This is a genomic window from Rhodococcus sp. NCIMB 12038, from assembly GCF_002165735.1.
In the GTDB taxonomy this organism is placed as follows: Bacteria; Actinomycetota; Actinomycetes; order Mycobacteriales; family Mycobacteriaceae; genus Rhodococcus_F.
The window spans coordinates 235,203-251,299 of record NZ_NHML01000003.1 but is presented as its reverse complement, the minus strand read 5'-3'; the positions used below and the strand labels follow the sequence as shown (position 1 = coordinate 251,299).

Sequence of the window (16,097 nt, the reverse complement as noted above, 5' to 3'; positions counted from 1 at the left end):
TGGGCCCTGATCCCATTTTTTGTCAGATGTACCCGTCCCGAGAGAGCGAGAACATGTCCCTGTTCGTAGTGGAGTACACGTATTCGGCCGATACCGTCGCCGGACGCGACGAGCATCGCCCCGCCCACCGGGAGTGGCTCGGTGAACTGGCCGAGCAGAAGACCGTCGTGTCGTCCGGCCCGTTCGCCGACGGCAGCGGCGCGTTCATCCTCGTCGACGCCGCCGACGTGGCGGCCGTGGAACAGCTCTTCACCAACGACCCGTTCGCCCGTAACGGCCTGGTGACGGCCACCCGGATCGTCGAATGGGTTCCGGTACTCGGCGCATTCAGCTCCTGAACCGCCGAGCACCGGACACCCTCGAGCACGACGCCCGGCGGAGCTACTTCGCCGGCGTCGCGTTCCGCGTCTTGAGGAGGCTGGCGACGGTCGTCACTGCCAGCACGCCGATGATGACGGCGAGCGAGAACACCGTCGACACCTCCGGCACGGCCACGTGCTCCCCGCCGTTGATGAAGCCCAGCGTGTTCTCGTGCAGTGCGTGCAGAACCAGCTTGACGCCGATGAACGCCAGGATGATCGACAGGCCGTACGACAGGTACACCAGGCGATCCAGCAGGCCGCCGATCAGGAAGTACAGCTGACGCAGACCCATCAGCGCGAACGCATTAGCCGTGAACACCAGGTACGGCTCCTGGGTGAGCCCGTAGATCGCGGGGATCGAGTCGAGCGCGAACAGCACGTCGGTGAATCCGATGGCGACCAGCGCGAGCAGCAGCGGCGTCACGACGCGCTTGCCGTTGATCCGCGTGACGAGCTTGTCGCCGTCGTAGGTGTCCGTGGTGGGGAGGATCTTCTTCGCGATGGCGACGATCTTGCTGTCGCGTTCCTCCTCCACTTCCTTCTCGTGCCCGTGATCTCGCACCAGCGTGTACGCGGTGTAGATGAGGAACGCGCCGAACAGGTAGAACACCCAGCTGTAGGCGTTGATCGCCGCGGCGCCGACGCCGATGAAGATTCCGCGCATCACCAGCGCCATCACGATGCCGATCAGCAGCACCTTCTGCTGGTACTCCCGTGGCACCGCGAACGTGCCCATGATGATGACGAACACGAAGAGGTTGTCGACCGACAACGCCTTCTCGGTGACGTAGCCGGCGAAATACTCGCCGCCGTACTGACTTCCCCACAGCCACATCACGATCAGGCCGAAGAGGATGGCGACGCCGATATAGACCGACGACCAGAACGCCGACTCACGGAACGTGGGGGCGTGCGGGGTGCGCACGTGAGCGAAGAAGTCGAACACGAACAGTCCGAGAATCACCACACAGGTGATGACCCAGACCAGCGGTGACACATGCATTTACACAGACCTCCGGTAGACCTAGTGGGTACCGGAGGTCTCTCCCGCCGCACCGGAATCACTGTCCGAGCGACTGACAGCCCCGGATCGGCAATGGTGCCGATCGTGTTGACGATGCTGTCACAGAGGTGGGGATACTCCCCTCCAATTCGGTCACCATTCAACCACAGTGCGCGCGAACCGCACATTTCGGACACGCGCACCGGGTGTCATTCCTGGTCGGGCGGCGCCTCGTCCGGGTCTCCGCCGCGGATCGACCACAGCAGGCCGTCCAGTTCCTCGGGCTTGATGAGGACCTCGCGGGCCTTCGAGCCCTCGCTGGGGCCCACCACTCCCCTGGTCTCCATCAGGTCCATCAGGCGGCCCGCCTTCGCGAATCCGACCCGCAGCTTGCGCTGCAGCATCGACGTGGATCCGAACTGGCTGGAGACGACGAGTTCCACCGCCTGCAACAGCACGTCCATGTCGTCGCCGATGTCGGGGTCGACGTCCTTCTTCTCCCCGACCTTCGCTGCGGTGACGCCGTCGGTGTACTCCGGCTCCGCCTGGTTCTTGCTGAAATCGACGACGGCAGAAATCTCTTCGTCGGTGATGAACGCACCCTGCAGGCGGGTCGGCTTGCCCGCGCCCATCGGCAGGAACAGCCCGTCACCCATACCGATCAGCTTCTCGGCGCCGGGCTGGTCCAGGATGACCCGGGAGTCGGTCAGGGACGACGTCGCGAAGGCCAGCCGGGACGGCACGTTGGTCTTGATCAGACCCGTCACGACGTCCACCGAGGGCCTCTGGGTGGCCAGCACGAGGTGGATGCCGGCGGCGCGGGCCTTCTGGGTGATGCGGACGATCGCGTCTTCGACGTCGCGCGGTGCGGTCATCATGAGGTCCGCGAGTTCGTCGACGATGGCGAGGATGTACGGGTACGGCCGGTAGACCCGTTCGCTGCCGAGCGGCGCCGTGATCTCACCCGACTTCACCTTGGAGTTGAAGTCGTCGATGTGACGCACCCGGTTGGCCTGCATGTCCTGGTAGCGCTGTTCCATCTCCTCCACCAGCCAGGCCAGCGCGGCGGCGGCCTTCTTCGGCTGGGTGATGATGGGCGTGATGAGGTGCGGAATGCCCTCGTACGGCGTCAACTCCACCATCTTGGGGTCGATGAGGATCATCCGCACCTCGTCGGGTGTGGCGCGGGACAGCAGCGACACCAGCATCGAGTTCACGAAGCTCGACTTACCGGAACCGGTGGAACCGGCCACCAGCAGGTGCGGCATCTTCGCGAGATTGGCGCTGACGAAGTGGCCCTCGATGTCCTTGCCGAGACCGATCACCAGCGGATGGTGGTCCTTGCGGGTGCTCGGGGCGGTGAGCACGTCGGCGAGGCGCACCATCTCGCGGTCGGAGTTGGGGACCTCGATACCGACGGCGGACTTGCCAGGAATCGGCGCGAGCAGGCGCACGTTGTCGGTGGCGACGGCGTACGCGATGTTGCGGGCGAGCGCGGTGATCTTCTCTACCTTCACACCCGGGCCGAGCTCCACCTCGTAGCGGGTGACGGTCGGGCCGCGGGTGAATCCGGTGACGGCGGCGTCGATCTTGAACTGTTCGAGGACCTCGGTGATGGCCTCGATCATCGCGTCATTGGCCGAACTGCGCATCTTCGGCGGATCGCCATCGATGAGCAGGGACGTCGGCGGCAGTGTGTAGTCGCCCTCGACCACCCGGTCGGTGACGAACTTGTCGACGTCGGGCAGCGGTTCCGGTTCGGGTTCCGGCTTCGGGGCGACGACGGGCTTGGCTTTGGCGCGCGCCGGTTTCGGGGCGGGCGCCGGGGCTGGGACGGGTTCCGCGGCGGGCTCGGTCTCCCACAGCCTGAGCACCTCCGTCTTCGCGGTGTCGCCGACGTCGTACTCGTCGGTGGGATAGTTGTCGGCCGGGGCACCCCGGACCCCGCTCTTGTAGTCGTCGACGGGGTAGCCGTCGGCGTCGAACAGAGTGGGGTCGTACTCGCCGTCCTCGTAGTACTCGCTGTCGTAGTCGGCGTAGTGGTCGCGGCCGAACGACGTTCCGAAGTACGACTGCAGTTTGCCGGGCACCTCGCGGATCGTGGTTCCGGTCAGGAGCAGGACGCCGAACAGCGCCGCCATCAGCAGCAGCGGCGCGGCGAGCCACACGGTGATGCCGTCGGTCAGCGGACCGCCCGCCGCATACCCGACGAAACCGGCGCCGCGGGCCCTGCCGTCGGCGTCGGTGGGCGAACCGGTCGCGATGTGCCACAGGCCGAGAACCGGCAGACCGACAAGCAGCGACCCCAGCACCAGCCGCGGCCGGATCTCGGGTTTCGGCTCGGTCCGCATCAGGATCACCGCGACGGCGACACCGATCAGGGGCAGGACGGCGGACGCCCCGCCGAACACGGCGCGGACACCGGTCTCGATCCATTCGCCCACCGGACCTCCCGCGGAGAACCAGATTCCGCCGGCGACGACGACGCTGATCGCGATCAGTCCGAGGGCGATGCCGTCGCGCCGATGGCCCTGCTCGATCTCGGCCGCCTTTCCTACGGTGCGGGTGGTGGCCCCGACGCCCTTCGCCACGAGCGACCAGCCGGCGCCGATCCCCCGGCCTACCGACTTCAGCGGAACGGATGCGGACGCCTTCTCCGCGGCGGGCCTCCGGGCTCCGCCGCGGGAGCCGCCGCCACGCGGCGACTTGGAATCTCGCGGAGCGCTGACCGTGCGGGTCGTGCGGGACTTGGGCTTGGACGACGTGGCCGAGCCGCCTCGCACGCCCGTCCTCGCCGTGGACGTAGTGCTCGAACCGCGGGCGCTCGCCTTACCTGCCATGGCTCTCAGATTAGTCGCTACGGCACCTTCCGGACCATCCGCAACACCCGTAACAGCGATGGAGCTGCGTCGAAATGGCCTCAGAACCCTCGGTCGAGGGAGGTCACGGCCTCGATGTCGGCGGCCTCACCCTCGGTCTCGATCCGCACCTGATTCCGGCCGAACGCATGCAGGGCGAGTTCCGACGGTTCCCCCCGCAGGACCACCCGCCCGGTGCCGGCGGTGCGGACGGTGGCCTGCTCCCCGGACGGCCGCTCGAGCACCACCGTCACCGGGGCGTGCCGGTAGCCGAGTTTGCCGACCTTGCGCGCCAGACCCCACAGCGCGTCCTGACGCTCGCCGGGCAGCACGCGCGGCTCCCATCCGTCGTGGGCGCGGCGCACGTCCTCGTGGTGGACGAACATCTCCCCCAGGTTCACCTGCGCGTCCACCCAGTACATCGGCGACCACCTCGGCGGACCCGACCGGACGTCGTCCAGCAGCCGGCTCCACGGACGCGTCGCCGTCTCGTTCTGGACACGTTCGGTGTACCCGGCGAGCAGGCCCACGACGATGCCCGGGGCAGCGTCGAGGCGTCGTTCGCGCACGATCAGGTGGGCGGCCAGATCCCGGTTGGTCCACGTCCCGCAGAGGGTCGGGGCGTCGGGACCGAATTCGGACATCGAGTCGACGAGGGCGAGGCGTTCATCTCGGGCGAAGGTCACCCGACCGAATGTACCTGTCGGAGAACTACTTGCCCTCCGCCGACGGCACCGCGATGACGGTCGGGACGATCATCGGCCGGCGACGGTACTTGTCGGCGACCCATCGGCCGACGACGCGCCGGATCGCCTGGGCGATGCGGTGAGCGTCGTTGATGCCTTCGGTGGCCAGGCGCAGCAGCTCCGCCTCGACCAGCTGCGCCGCGTCCTTGAGGGCAGTCGGGTCGTCGGAGAATCCGCGACCGGACACCTCGGGAGTGCTGACCGCACGGCCCGTGTGGTCGTCGATGACGACGTTGATCGCGATGAACCCGCCCTCACCGAGAACCAGCCGGTCCGACAGCGTGGAGTCGCCGACGTCACCGACGGACAGACCGTCGACGTAGACGTGCCCGACGGGAACCTGCCCGACGATCTCGGCGAGACCGTCGACCATGTCGACCACCACACCGTCCTCGGCGAGCACGATCCGCTCCTCCGGCACACCGGTGGCCTTCGCGAGGGCGGCGTTGGCGCGCAGGTGACGCCATTCGCCGTGGACCGGCATCGCGTTGGTGGGCCGGACCGCGTTGTACAGGTACAGAAGCTCGCCCGCCGAGGCGTGACCGGAGACGTGCACCTTTGCGCTCTGCTGGGTGACGACGGTGGCGCCGCGCTTGGCGAGGCCGTTGACGACGGCGAACACGGAGTTCTCGTTGCCGGGGATCAACGACGAGGCCAGCACGACGAGGTCGTTGGCCCGGATGTTGATCTGCCGGTGTTCACCGCGGGCCATCCGCGACAGCGCCGACAACGGTTCACCCTGCGAACCGGTGGAGATGAGGACGAGCCGGTCGTCGGGCAGGTTGGCCGCGGTGTCGATGTCGACGACCAGACCGTCCGGGACGCTCAGGTATCCGAGGTCCTGCGCGATCTGCATGTTGCGGACCATCGACCGGCCCACGAACGCGACCCGCCGGTTGTACCGGTGTGCGACGTCGACGACCTGCTGGATGCGGTGCACGTGGCTGGCGAAGGACGCCACGATCACGCGCTGTCTGGCCTTGCCGATGACGTTGTCGAGCACTCCCCCGATCTCACGTTCGGGGGTGACGAATCCCGGCACCTCGGCGTTGGTGGAGTCGACGAGGAACAGGTCGACACCCTCGTCGCCTAGGCGGGAGAAGCCGGCGAGGTCGGTGAGCCTGCCGTCGAGCGGCAGCTGGTCGAGTTTGATGTCGCCGGTGTGCAGCACGACGCCGGCGTCGGTCCGGATCGCGACGGCGATGGCGTCGGGGATCGAGTGGTTGACCGCGAAGTACTCGCACTCGAACGGGCCGTGTTCGGTGCGCTGCCCCTCGACGACCTCGACGAGATTGGGACGCTGGCGGTGCTCACGGCACTTGGCCGCGACGAGCGCGAGCGTGAACCGCGAACCCACGACCGGCAGATCCGGACGCAGGCGCAGCAGGAATGGGATGGCGCCGATGTGGTCCTCGTGGCCGTGCGTGAGGACGACGGCCTCGACGTCGTCCATGCGGTCCTCGATGTGCCGGAAGTCCGGGAGGATCAGGTCGACACCCGGCTGCTGGTCTTCCGGGAACAGCACACCGCAGTCGACGATGAGCAGCTTGCCCTGGTGCTCGAAGACGGTCATGTTGCGGCCGATCTCGCCGATGCCGCCGAGAGCGACCACCCGCAGACCCTTGAACGGGGCCTTCGGCGGCGGGCCGAGCCGGGCCGTCGGATCGACCGCGGCCGGCCGCGAATCCTGACGCTTGTTGCCGCCGCCGCGACGGCCGGAGCGCGACGTCGACTTGTTGGCGGCGCCCCCCTTCGTGGACGAGGCCTTCACGGGCGCCGACTTGGCCTGCTCCGACTTCGGGGCACTCGGCTCGTCGGCCACGACGGGTGCCGATTTCGGTTGTTCCGCAGCGACGGGCGCCGACGGCGTCGGCTCGTTCGCTGTGGGGGAAGGGGGACCTGCCTGGCGGCTGGCACTGCGACGACGAGGCGGCCGGGTCACGCGAGCACCCCCGCAGCGTGCAGATCGGCGGCCAGGAGATCGATCTGATCGTGTGTGGGCGCCACCTGCGGCAACCGGGGTTCACCGACATCGAGGCCGATCAGGCGCAGACCCGCCTTCGACGCGCTGACGCCGCCGAGACGCGCCACCGAGCGGATGACCGGGATGAGGCTGAGGTTGATGGCGCGGGCGCGGGCGATGTCCCCGGCCGCGAAAGCGGTGTGCAGTTCACGCAGCCGGCCGGGCACGAGGTGCCCGATGACGCTGACGAATCCCGTAGCGCCCACCGACAGCCACGGCAGGTTGAGCGGATCGTCACCCGAGTAGAACTGGAGGTCGGTGGTGCCGATCAGTTCGGCGCCCGCGTTGAGGTCGCCCTTGGCGTCCTTGACCGCGACGATGCGCGGGTTCTCGGCGAGACGCCGGATGGTCTCCGTCTCGATGGGGACCACGGAGCGGGGTGGAATGTCGTAGAGCATGACCGGAAGGTCGGTGGCGTTGGCGACGGCGGTGAAGTGCGCGAACAGCCCGGCCTGGGGCGGACGTGAGTAGTAGGGGGTGACGACGAGGAGGCCCTGCGCGCCCGCGCGGGCGGCGTCACGGGCGAGTTCGACGCTGTGCGCGGTGTCGTTGCTGCCCGCGCCGGCGATGATCTTCGCGCGGTGGCCCACCGCGTCGATGACCGCCCGGAGCAGCTCGAGCTTCTCGTTTTCGGTGGTCGTCGGCGACTCACCGGTCGTGCCGGCGAGCACGAGGGAGTCGCACCCGTTGTCGACGAGGTACGCCGCGAGGCGGACACCGGCGTCGACGTCCAGCTTTCCGTCCGAGGTGAACGGCGTCACCATCGCTGTGGACACGGTGCCGAACGGACGCTCGACTGGAGAAGCGGAATCACCGTAGGTCATGGTCAGAAGGCTACCCGGTGACCCAGGTACTTTTGCACACCAGTCACGCGTCGGCGGAAAACGTGCTCCGTGCCACCTCCGTGCCGTCGCCCCAGTCCAACACCTCGAAGTCGCCGAAGACATTCGGTGCAGCCGCCTGTAGCTGCCTCAGGCACTCGACCGCGACGCGGCGAATCTCCACGTCGGCGTGCTCGGTGGCCCGCATCGAGACGAAGTGCCGCCAGGCCCGGTAATTGCCGGTGACCACCACGCGGGTCTCCGTCGCGTTGGGCAGGACAGCCCTCGCGGCCTGCCTCGCCTGCTTGTTGCGCAGCGGCACGTTGGAGGTGTCGGCCAGTTTCGATTCGAGGGCCTCGAGGAGTTCGCCGTATGCCGTCCGGCTGGCGTCGGTGGCCTTCGCGAACAGCTCCTCGAGTTCGGGGTCGCCTGCGATCGCGGGCGGGACGACGACGTTCCCCTCGTTCTCCCGAACGAAGCGCTGCGACAGCTGCGAGTACGAGAAGTGGCGGTGCCGGATCAGCTCGTGGGTGCAGGAGCGGGAGATGCCGGTGATGTAGAAGCTGACGGTGCCGTGTTCGAGGACCGACTCGTGCCCTACCTCCAGCAGATGGCGCAGATAGCCGGCGTTGGTCGCGGTGCGGGGGTTCGGTTTGGACCAGCTCTGGTAGCACGCCCGGCCCGCGAATTCCGCCAGCGCTTCGCCGCCGTCGGCGTCGGTCTCCCACGGGATGTCCGCCGGTGGAAAGAACTCCGTCTTCGCGACGAGTTGCACCCTGAGCGGCACGGTCTGCGGCACTGCGCTGATCCTCCTACCGAACTCCCTGGTCGGGAGTCCCTCCTGAATGCATCGACCCTAGTCGCAGCGTCGGCGGGGGGCGCGGCGTGCCCCGGCCCGGTTCCCGTGCGTTCTCGGGTCACTCCCCCGGCTCTCGCAGGCCCGGCCGCGATGGGACCCTCCGTTGCCGAGGGCCCGGCGCAGCCCGCGACTGCGGGGCGCTCACTCGGACTCGACGGCGCCCGCAACGCCCGCGACATCGGTGGATACTCGACGGCCGACGGCGGCGTGGTCCGTTTCCTCGAACGTGACCGCGGTCGAGGAACTCCGCGCGAGACGGTGAACGCCGACTATCTGCTCAGCAACACCTACCGTGGCGCCGACCCGGAACATCCGGGGTTGGACGGTGCCGACCAGGCCTGGCTCGACACCGCCTTCGACACGGCCGTCGCCACGTACGGCAGCTTCGACGCGTATGTGTCGGATGGACTGAAACTGTCCGAGGCTGACGTCACCAAGCTGCAGTCGCGACTGCTTGACTGACGTCACAGTTGACGTCATGCTGGCGTCATGGACCTCGGCATCTACGTCTCCCGGCTGCGAGACGACCTGAACGCAGCAGCCGCACTCGGCGACGAGCAGACGCGGGCGACCGCGGCGGCGCTCGCCGCCGCGGTCGAACCCGCCGCACGCCTCCTTCTCCTCTCGGCGCTCACCGACTTCGCCGGAGAGGTGTCTTCCGAACTCGGCAATCGCACCGTCGGCGTGCGCCTGGACGGCAGCGAGGTGGCCGTCGACGTGCACCGCACCCCCGCCCAGCCCGGGCCGGGTGGGGAACGCACCGCCACCGCCGAGGACCTCGGTGCCGCGTTCGATGACGTCACCGGTGACATCAGCCGCGTCACTCTGCGCCTCATGGATCAGATCAAGTCGAAGGCCGAGGAGGCCGCCTCCCAGAACGGGGTGTCGCTCAATTCCTGGGTGTCGCAAGCGGTCCAGGGCGCGCTCAAGGACCAGATGCGGCGGAACGGGAGAGGCGATTTCTGAGCGCCGGTGCACTCACTCCACACGCCCGTCGGCGGCGGTGATGTAATTACGTCGCATCAGCCACACGGTGAGAGTCGCCACGGGCTCGAAGGAGCGAAGAACATGGCCGTTTCCGGCGTCAAGGAATTCGAGATCAAGGCCGATCCGGCCACGGTGATGGCCGCGATCGCTGCGGTGGATCGCCTGCCCGAGTGGTCCTCGGCCCACAAGTCGGTCACCATCGAGAGCACACACGACGACGGCCGCCCCCACCGAGTCCGGATGAGCGTCTCCATCCTCGGGATCAGCGACGAGCAGGTCGTCGACTACACGTTCGAGGGAGACAACACGGTGTCGTGGCACCTCGTCGAGAGCGGCCAGCAGAACGCCCAGGACGGGTCGTACGTCCTCACCGAGTCCGGCGCCGGCACCAAGGTGACGTTCGAGTTGACGGTCGACCCGAAGATTCCGCTGCCGGGGTTCCTCGTGAAGAAGGCACAGAAGACGGCGCTCGAGACCGCGAGCAAGGGCCTGACGAAGTTCGTCGAGAGCCTCTAGAGGCTCTACTCTCCTCGCGGTCGCGACGCCTCGGCCGCGAGGAGGGCACCGAGGTTGCCGCGGTCGTCCACCCGGACGTCGTCCAGACCCAACCACGTTGCCATTCTTCGCAGTTCCGGAACCAGCGCCTCCACCACGTGCCCGGGACTCCGGTCGGGTTCGACGAACGCGGATCGCACTTCGAGCGTTCCCGACGCGCGGTCGGCCTTGAGATCGACCCTCGCGACCAGTTCACCGTTCAACAGGAACGGGAAAACGTAGTAGCCGTGGACACGTTTGTGCGCGGGGGTGTAGATCTCGAGGCGGTACCGGAAGTCGAATACCCGCTCGGTGCGGGGACGGCAGAAGACCAGCGGATCGAACGGGCACAGCAGCGTCGCCCCCTCCACCTTTCTGGGAACCCGGACGTCGCGGTGGACGAATGCCGGTGCCTCCCAGCCCCGGACCCCGACCCGTTCGAGCACACCGTCCTCGACGAGGTCCTCGACGGCCGCGGCGCTCTGCGCCGGCGACAGCCGGTAGTAGTCGCGAAGATCGGGTTCGGTGGCCACACCGAGGGCCCGCGCGGACCGCTGCACCAGGCCACGGAGGGCGTCCTCCTCCGAAACATCCTCGGCGAGGACTGCTTTGGGCAGGACCCGTTCGGTGAGGTCGTAGTGACGGGTGAAGGCGACGCGCTTGTCGACCGCCAGCGCGCCGGACGCGAACAACTGCTCGCACACCACCTTGGTGTCGCTGCGATCCCACCACGGACCCTTGCGGTCGGGCCGGTCGACCTCGAGATGTTTCTCCACGTCGCCCGCGCTGCATGCACCGACGGCGCCGATCACGTCGAGGACGTCGGCGGCGAGCGTGGGATTGCGGTCGAGTACCCGGGATTCGCCGGACCAGCGTCCGTGCCGGTACCGGTGCATCCGCCAGCGCAGCAGGGGCCAGTCCTCGACCGGGATGAACGCCGCCTCGTGCGCCCAGTACTCCGCCAGCATGCGGGGCGCGCGGGCGGAATGCGACCACGCCGCCGAATCGACCAGCCCGCGGTCGTACACCCCGAGGCGACTGAACAGCGGGACGTAGTGGGCGCGCACAGCCACCGACACCGAGTCGATCTGGAACAGCCGCACGCGGTCGAGAACCGATCGGACGTGCCTGCGCGTCGGTGCACCGGCCGGCTTCCGGTCGGCGAACCCCTGCGCCCAGAGCGCCGATCTCCGGGCAGCGGCGGCGGTCATCTCACGCATGCCCGAAGCTTGCCATCGGCCACCGACACAGTCGACGGCGACGTGGTCAGGTGCCCTCCGCCAGCGTGACCGCGACCGTCGCACCGAGTTCGTACAACCGCTCCCGCGCACTCGCGTCGAGGGATCCGGTCAGTTCCAGGATCTCGGCGACCTGGGTGAGCGCCAGCCCGGTCACGATCTTCTGCACCGACTTCACGGCCCCGGCGGTGTCGTTGTTGCCGTGCACCCAGAGCCCGTAGGGACGCCCGGCGACCGCGTCGAGGCACGGGTAGTAGACGGTGTCGAAGAAGTGCTTCAGCGCACCCGACATGTAGCCGAAGTTGGCGGAGGTCCCGAACAGGAATCCGTCGGCTTCGAGGACGTCGGGGACGGTCGCGCCGAGTGCGGGGATCGACTTCACCTCGACCCCGTCGATGTCGGGGTCCCGGGCGCCTTTCAGCACGGCTTCGAGGCACTCACGGGTCACCGGCGACGGCGTGTGGTGGACGACGAGTAGCGACTTCACAGTCGTCAGCGTACGACCGGTGCCCTACCGGCCGGACCCGGCTTCCCGCTCGACGCGTTCGAGTTCCACGGCTCGTTTCATCGTTTCCCTGGCCCGGCCGCGGTCGCCGGCGTAGTCGTAGGCGCGCGCGAGCCGGTACGAGTTCCGCCAGTTGTCCGGGTCTGCTTCCCATTCGGACTTGACCTGCTGGAACAGTGCGTCGGCCGCATCCCGGTCGATGCGGCCCGAGGGACGCTTCGGGAGATCGGTGACGTCCAGTTCGAGTCGCTCGTCGGCGATGCGGCGGGACAGATGCTGGTGCTGGAATCCGGCGCGCAGCGTGGCGTAGACGATCCAGGCACCCAGGAACGGCAGGATCAGGACGCCGATGCCCAGCCCGATCGCCGCCACCCCGCCGTCCTGGATCAGCTCGATGCCGCGCCTGCCGAGCAGGACGAAGTAGAACGCCAGGGCCGCGACCAGAAGTCCGATCGTGACGACCGTCTTGGTCGAGCCGTCCTTCACAGGTCGAGAAGGGGGTCGATACCGACGGTGAGCCCCGGGCGGTTGCCGATCTCCCGGACACCGAGGAGGACGCCGGGCGCGAACGAGTTGCGGTCGATCGAATCGTGGCGAATGGTCAGCGTCTCGCCCTGCGTGCCGAGGATGACCTCCTGATGGGCGACCAGACCTGCCAGCCGCACGGAATGCACCCGCACGCCGTCCACGTCGGCGCCGCGCGCCCCGTCCAGTTCGGTGGTGGTGGCGTCGGGGCTCGGTCCGACGCCGGCCTTGCGACGTGCCTCCGAGATGAGGGCGGCGGTCCGGTAGGCGGTGCCGGACGGCGCATCCGCCTTGTTGGGGTGGTGCAACTCGATGACCTCGACGGAATCGAAGAATCGTGCTGCCGCCTCGGCGAAGCGCATGGAGAGGACGGCGCCGATCGCGAAGTTGGGGGCGATCAGAACACCGACCTCGGGGCGCTCCGCCACCCACGACCGCACGGTGTCGAGCCTGGTGTCGTCGAACCCGGTGGTGCCCACCACTGCATGAATGCCGTTGGAGACGAGGAACTTCAGGTTGTCCATCACCACGTCGGGGTGGGTGAAGTCGACGACGACCTGCGTGCCGGCCTCGACGAACGACTCGAGCCGGTCGCCGTGGTCGACCTCCGCGACGAGTTCGAGGTCCGGTGCCTGCTCCACCGCCTCGCAGATCGCCCGGCCGACCTTGCCCTTGGCCCCGAGAACCCCGACCCTGATGGGTGCTGCTGCGCTCACTTCTCCACGCTCCGTCCAGTCACAACGATTCGCCCGAAAGCCTACGCAATCGCCGGGTGCCGACCGCTGCGCAGGGGCGGGGCGGGAGACCTGCGTCTCCTCCTCACGCGCGGCGGGTCTCGTATTCGGCGTGCCACCGCGGTGATCGGCCGAGCAGCGACAGGACGGAGTCGAAATCGGCGGAGTCGGCGCCGACGGGCAGTCCGGGCGCGAACGCGGCGCCTTCGCGCAGTCGGTCCGCGCCGTCCGGCACCAGGCGGGCGATGGGGAGAACCGCGGCCACCATGCCGGACTCGGGCGCGAAGTCGTGCCCGAGTGACCGTGCGACGTCCCACGAATGGACGACGTAGTCGAGGAAGTGGAACCCGACGGCGGTAGCCGCGGGGAACGGGAACTCCGTGCTGATCTCCGGCAGCCAGAACTGCCGCTCCCCGACGCCGTCGCGGGCGAAGGCCCCGATGACGGCGTCCGCCGCCGCGCGGTAGTCGGCAACGGGGTGGGCCGACACGTGCGGCCGCCAGTGCGACAGGTCGGGCCCGTTGCCCGCGGCCGCTGCGGCGAACCCCCGGTGCTGCACCGTCATGTGGGCCAGCAGTTCGCCGAGGGTCCACTGCGCGCACGGTGTCGCGCGCTGCAGGTCGCGGCTCGTCACGTGCGACACGATCTCCACACTCGTCTCCACGGCGCGGGCGTCCCAGCGCCGGACCTCGTCCACATTCATCGTCGGCCCCTTCCGTCCCTCGAACCGAATTAATACGCTTCTGCTTATCATCTACTCAAGCAGATGATCGGTCAAGGTGTATTTTCTGCGATATGCCGAGCCTCGACCCGACGAACGGACAGCACGAGCGCACCCGCCCCGACCTCGCTGCGATGACGACCGCCCTGAACCGGTCGCTGGTGGCGGCGGAACTCCCCGTGCTCGCGGAGCACGGGCTGACCATGTGGGGCTACGTCGTGCTCCTGGCCCTCGACGAGCACCCGCTACGAACCCAGGCCGCGCTCGCGGAGGCGATCGGTGCCGACAAGACCCGGATCATCGGCGTGCTCGACGAACTGCAGGATCGTGGTCTGATCAACCGGCAGCGGGATCCCGCGGACCGCCGGGCCCGGCTGCTGTCGCTGACCCCGGACGGCCATCGGGTGCGCGATTCGGCGCAGGCAGCGATCCGGCGGGGCGAGGAGCGACTGCTCGCCAGGTTGCCGGAGCGGCAGCGCGCGGGCTTTCTGGCCGGCCTGATCGCGCTGTCGGCACTGTCTGTCGAGGACGTCACGGGACGCCCGGGCGACGCCCGCTGACGGAGTTCGCGTGGACCCGCCTCAGCCCTCGCGCAGCTTGTCCACGGCCTTGCCGATCCGGCGCTGCCGGGTCTCGTCCGTCTTCGCGCCCTCGATCGAGAGCACATGCCTGCGCTGATTGCTGTACGACAGTGCGTCGAACGCCTTCCGCGCGTCCGGCTGCCGGTCGAGCGCCTCAGCGAAGTCGGGTGGCACCGTGACGACCCGGGGTTCGGTGTCGAGTTCGACGTCCACGTCCACCTCGTCGCCTGCCGCGACCCCCGCACCGGACCGGTTCTCGGCGCTGAGCGGAATCATGAACACGCTGCCCATCGGTGCGACCGTGGTGCGGTAGGTGTAGCCGCCGATCGTGATCCGGACCGCAGGGCGTTTGCCCGATCCCAGGTCCGCGACGACGCTCTCCGGGATCCGGAACCCGGTCGCGGTCTTGCCGCCCAACTCGATGGTGGTGCGAAACCTCATGGGCAGAATTCTGCCCGCGACCGGCCGCCGGGTCAGTCGAACACGATGATCTGCCGGATCGCCTTTCCGTCGGCGAGTTCGTCCATGCCGCGGTTGATGTCGTCGAGCGTGATGCGGGAGGAGATGAGTTTCTCCACGGGAAGCTTCCCGGACCGCCAGAGGTCCTCGTAGATCGGGATGTCCCGGGACGGCACCGCCGAGCCGAGGTAGCTGCCGATGATCGTGCGGGCCTCGGCCACCAGGGTGAGCGGGGAGATCGACGACCGCGCGTCCGGGGACGGCAGTCCGACGGTGATCGTCTTGCCGCCGGGAGCGGTTGCGCGAACGGCCGATTCGAAGGCTCGGGCGTTTCCGGCGGCCTCGATGACGATGGGCGCCCGGACACCGGCCTCTTCGAGTTCCGCCGGGGTGTAGACCGCCGTCGCTCCGAGTTCACGTGCGGTCTGCAGTTTCTCGGGAACGGCGTCGACGCCGATGACGTCGCCGGCGCCCCGGGAGACTGCGGTCAGGATCGCGGCCATTCCCACGCCGCCGAGCCCCACGACCATCACCGCCTCGCCGGGACGCGGATCGCCCGCGTTGAGGACGGCGCCGCCGCCGGTGAGGACGGCGCATCCGAGCACGGCCGCCACGTCGGCGGGGACGTCGTCGCCGACGGGAACGACGGACCGCCGGTTGACGACGGCGTGCGTCGCGAATCCGGACACCCCGAGGTGGTGGTGCACGGGGTCGTCGCCGCGGTGCAGTCGCGCTCCGCCGTCGAGCAGGGTTCCGTCGTTGTTGGCACTGGTTCCGGGCACGCACGGCATGCGGCCGTCCGTGGCGCAGCCCTCACACTCCCCGCAGCGCGGAAGGAACGTCATGACCACGCGCTGCCCCACGGCGACGTCGTCGACTCCGGCGCCGAGTTGCATGATCCGTCCCGCTGCCTCGTGCCCGAGGAGCATCGGGACCGGGCGCACCCGGTTGCCGTCGACGACGGACAAATCCGAGTGGCACAGACCCGCGGCCTCGATCCGGACGAGGATCTCGCCTGCACCGGGTTCGTCGAGGTCGAGATCGGAGATCGAAATCGGCGCCGACTCGGCGAACGGACGCGTTCTCCCGATCTCCTCGAGTACCGCTCCACGGATCTTCATCTCGGGCTGCTCCTGTCGGT

General features: G+C 68.5%; 18 protein-coding genes. 5 read left to right on the top strand and 13 right to left on the bottom strand.

The features are described from left to right. The first annotated feature begins 53 nt into the window (after positions 1 to 53). Positions 54 to 338 carry a YciI family protein gene (locus CA951_RS04920; protein ID WP_087555780.1) on the top strand — a complete coding sequence of 95 codons (285 nt, stop codon included), beginning with the start codon at positions 54 to 56 and terminating at the stop codon, positions 336 to 338. A 43-nt stretch (positions 339 to 381) separates the two neighbouring features. Here the strand turns inward: CA951_RS04920 and CA951_RS04915 are convergent, their stop codons facing one another. The 6 genes from CA951_RS04915 to thyX form a co-directional block, all read right to left on the bottom strand. Beyond that, positions 382 to 1,365 (bottom strand): TerC family protein, encoded by a 984-nt coding sequence (locus tag CA951_RS04915; protein ID WP_072942466.1) that lies wholly within the window; start codon positions 1,363 to 1,365, stop codon positions 382 to 384. Positions 1,366 to 1,574: 209 nt separating this feature from the next. After that, on the bottom strand, positions 1,575 to 4,205 hold the full coding sequence (locus CA951_RS04910) for a DNA translocase FtsK (protein ID WP_087555779.1): 2,631 nt from the start codon (positions 4,203 to 4,205) through the stop codon (positions 1,575 to 1,577). A gap of 80 nt (positions 4,206 to 4,285) precedes the next feature. Beyond that, complete coding sequence (locus CA951_RS04905; protein ID WP_087555778.1) at positions 4,286 to 4,909, bottom strand: TIGR03085 family metal-binding protein; 624 nt, start codon at positions 4,907 to 4,909, stop codon at positions 4,286 to 4,288. A 25-nt stretch (positions 4,910 to 4,934) separates the two neighbouring features. Beyond that, positions 4,935 to 6,911 (bottom strand): ribonuclease J, encoded by a 1,977-nt coding sequence (locus CA951_RS04900; RefSeq protein ID WP_087555777.1) that lies wholly within the window; start codon positions 6,909 to 6,911, stop codon positions 4,935 to 4,937. Then, positions 6,908 to 7,816, bottom strand: coding sequence for a 4-hydroxy-tetrahydrodipicolinate synthase (gene dapA / locus CA951_RS04895; RefSeq protein WP_087555776.1), 909 nt, complete (start codon positions 7,814 to 7,816; stop codon positions 6,908 to 6,910). Before dapA ends, CA951_RS04900 begins: the two co-directional genes overlap by 4 nt. Positions 7,817 to 7,859: 43 nt before the next feature. Further along, complete coding sequence (gene thyX / locus CA951_RS04890; RefSeq protein WP_087555775.1) at positions 7,860 to 8,612, bottom strand: FAD-dependent thymidylate synthase; 753 nt, start codon at positions 8,610 to 8,612, stop codon at positions 7,860 to 7,862. Between the two features lie 150 nt (positions 8,613 to 8,762). Here thyX and CA951_RS04885 point away from each other — a divergent pair, with 150 nt between their 5' ends. From CA951_RS04885 to CA951_RS04875, 3 genes are all read left to right on the top strand, one after another. Then, positions 8,763 to 9,134 (top strand): tyrosine-protein phosphatase, encoded by a 372-nt coding sequence (locus CA951_RS04885; RefSeq protein ID WP_256973332.1) that lies wholly within the window; start codon positions 8,763 to 8,765, stop codon positions 9,132 to 9,134. A 27-nt stretch (positions 9,135 to 9,161) separates the two neighbouring features. Continuing rightward, positions 9,162 to 9,638 carry a toxin-antitoxin system HicB family antitoxin gene (locus tag CA951_RS04880; protein ID WP_087555774.1) on the top strand — a complete coding sequence of 159 codons (477 nt, stop codon included), beginning with the start codon at positions 9,162 to 9,164 and terminating at the stop codon, positions 9,636 to 9,638. A gap of 102 nt (positions 9,639 to 9,740) precedes the next feature. Further along, the gene (locus CA951_RS04875; protein ID WP_015890414.1) at positions 9,741 to 10,175 is read left to right on the top strand and encodes an SRPBCC family protein; all 435 of its coding nucleotides are present in this window, start codon (positions 9,741 to 9,743) and stop codon (positions 10,173 to 10,175) included. Between the two features lie 5 nt (positions 10,176 to 10,180). Here CA951_RS04875 and CA951_RS04870 read toward each other — a convergent pair whose 3' ends face one another. From CA951_RS04870 to CA951_RS04850, 5 genes are all read right to left on the bottom strand, one after another. After that, positions 10,181 to 11,413 (bottom strand): winged helix-turn-helix domain-containing protein, encoded by a 1,233-nt coding sequence (locus tag CA951_RS04870; protein ID WP_087555773.1) that lies wholly within the window; start codon positions 11,411 to 11,413, stop codon positions 10,181 to 10,183. Positions 11,414 to 11,459: 46 nt separating this feature from the next. Then, the gene (locus CA951_RS04865; RefSeq protein WP_087555772.1) at positions 11,460 to 11,918 is read right to left on the bottom strand and encodes a flavodoxin family protein; all 459 of its coding nucleotides are present in this window, start codon (positions 11,916 to 11,918) and stop codon (positions 11,460 to 11,462) included. A gap of 24 nt (positions 11,919 to 11,942) precedes the next feature. Continuing rightward, entirely contained in the window at positions 11,943 to 12,422 is a 480-nt protein-coding gene (locus CA951_RS04860) for a hypothetical protein (RefSeq protein WP_087555771.1), read from the bottom strand. Then, positions 12,419 to 13,177, bottom strand: coding sequence for a 4-hydroxy-tetrahydrodipicolinate reductase (dapB, locus tag CA951_RS04855; RefSeq protein ID WP_087555770.1), 759 nt, complete (start codon positions 13,175 to 13,177; stop codon positions 12,419 to 12,421). The genes CA951_RS04860 and dapB overlap by 4 nt, the downstream gene beginning before the upstream one ends. 103 nt (positions 13,178 to 13,280) lie before the next feature. Beyond that, a complete protein-coding gene (locus CA951_RS04850) occupies positions 13,281 to 13,898 on the bottom strand; it encodes a TIGR03086 family metal-binding protein (protein WP_087555769.1) in 618 nt (205 codons plus the stop codon). Between the two features lie 92 nt (positions 13,899 to 13,990). Between CA951_RS04850 and CA951_RS04845 the strand changes: the two genes are divergently transcribed. Then, complete coding sequence (locus tag CA951_RS04845; protein WP_087555768.1) at positions 13,991 to 14,476, top strand: MarR family winged helix-turn-helix transcriptional regulator; 486 nt, start codon at positions 13,991 to 13,993, stop codon at positions 14,474 to 14,476. A 21-nt stretch (positions 14,477 to 14,497) separates the two neighbouring features. Here CA951_RS04845 and CA951_RS04840 read toward each other — a convergent pair whose 3' ends face one another. Both CA951_RS04840 and CA951_RS04835 read right to left on the bottom strand, forming a co-directional pair. Continuing rightward, on the bottom strand, positions 14,498 to 14,938 hold the full coding sequence (locus tag CA951_RS04840; protein ID WP_087555767.1) for a YdeI/OmpD-associated family protein: 441 nt from the start codon (positions 14,936 to 14,938) through the stop codon (positions 14,498 to 14,500). A gap of 32 nt (positions 14,939 to 14,970) precedes the next feature. Next, the gene (locus CA951_RS04835; protein WP_087555766.1) at positions 14,971 to 16,077 is read right to left on the bottom strand and encodes an alcohol dehydrogenase catalytic domain-containing protein; all 1,107 of its coding nucleotides are present in this window, start codon (positions 16,075 to 16,077) and stop codon (positions 14,971 to 14,973) included. Positions 16,078 to 16,097: the final 20 nt, after the last annotated feature.

Bases quoted from the DNA above. Each gene is read 5' to 3' on its own strand.
- CA951_RS04910 (WP_087555779.1), bottom strand. From the start codon at position 4,205: ATGGCAGGTAAGGCGAGCGCCCGCGGTTCGAGCACTACGTCCACGGCG.
- CA951_RS04870 (WP_087555773.1), bottom strand. From the start codon at position 11,413: ATGCGTGAGATGACCGCCGCCGCTGCCCGGAGATCGGCGCTCTGGGCG.
- CA951_RS04880 (WP_087555774.1), top strand. From the start codon at position 9,162: ATGGACCTCGGCATCTACGTCTCCCGGCTGCGAGACGACCTGAACGCA.
- CA951_RS04850 (WP_087555769.1), bottom strand. From the start codon at position 13,898: ATGAATGTGGACGAGGTCCGGCGCTGGGACGCCCGCGCCGTGGAGACG.
- CA951_RS04840 (WP_087555767.1), bottom strand. From the start codon at position 14,938: ATGAGGTTTCGCACCACCATCGAGTTGGGCGGCAAGACCGCGACCGGG.
- CA951_RS04885 (WP_256973332.1), top strand. From the start codon at position 8,763: ATGGGACCCTCCGTTGCCGAGGGCCCGGCGCAGCCCGCGACTGCGGGG.
- CA951_RS04915 (WP_072942466.1), bottom strand. From the start codon at position 1,365: ATGCATGTGTCACCGCTGGTCTGGGTCATCACCTGTGTGGTGATTCTC.
- dapA (WP_087555776.1), bottom strand. From the start codon at position 7,816: ATGACCTACGGTGATTCCGCTTCTCCAGTCGAGCGTCCGTTCGGCACC.
- CA951_RS04835 (WP_087555766.1), bottom strand. From the start codon at position 16,077: ATGAAGATCCGTGGAGCGGTACTCGAGGAGATCGGGAGAACGCGTCCG.
- CA951_RS04875 (WP_015890414.1), top strand. From the start codon at position 9,741: ATGGCCGTTTCCGGCGTCAAGGAATTCGAGATCAAGGCCGATCCGGCC.
- CA951_RS04845 (WP_087555768.1), top strand. From the start codon at position 13,991: ATGCCGAGCCTCGACCCGACGAACGGACAGCACGAGCGCACCCGCCCC.
- CA951_RS04920 (WP_087555780.1), top strand. From the start codon at position 54: ATGTCCCTGTTCGTAGTGGAGTACACGTATTCGGCCGATACCGTCGCC.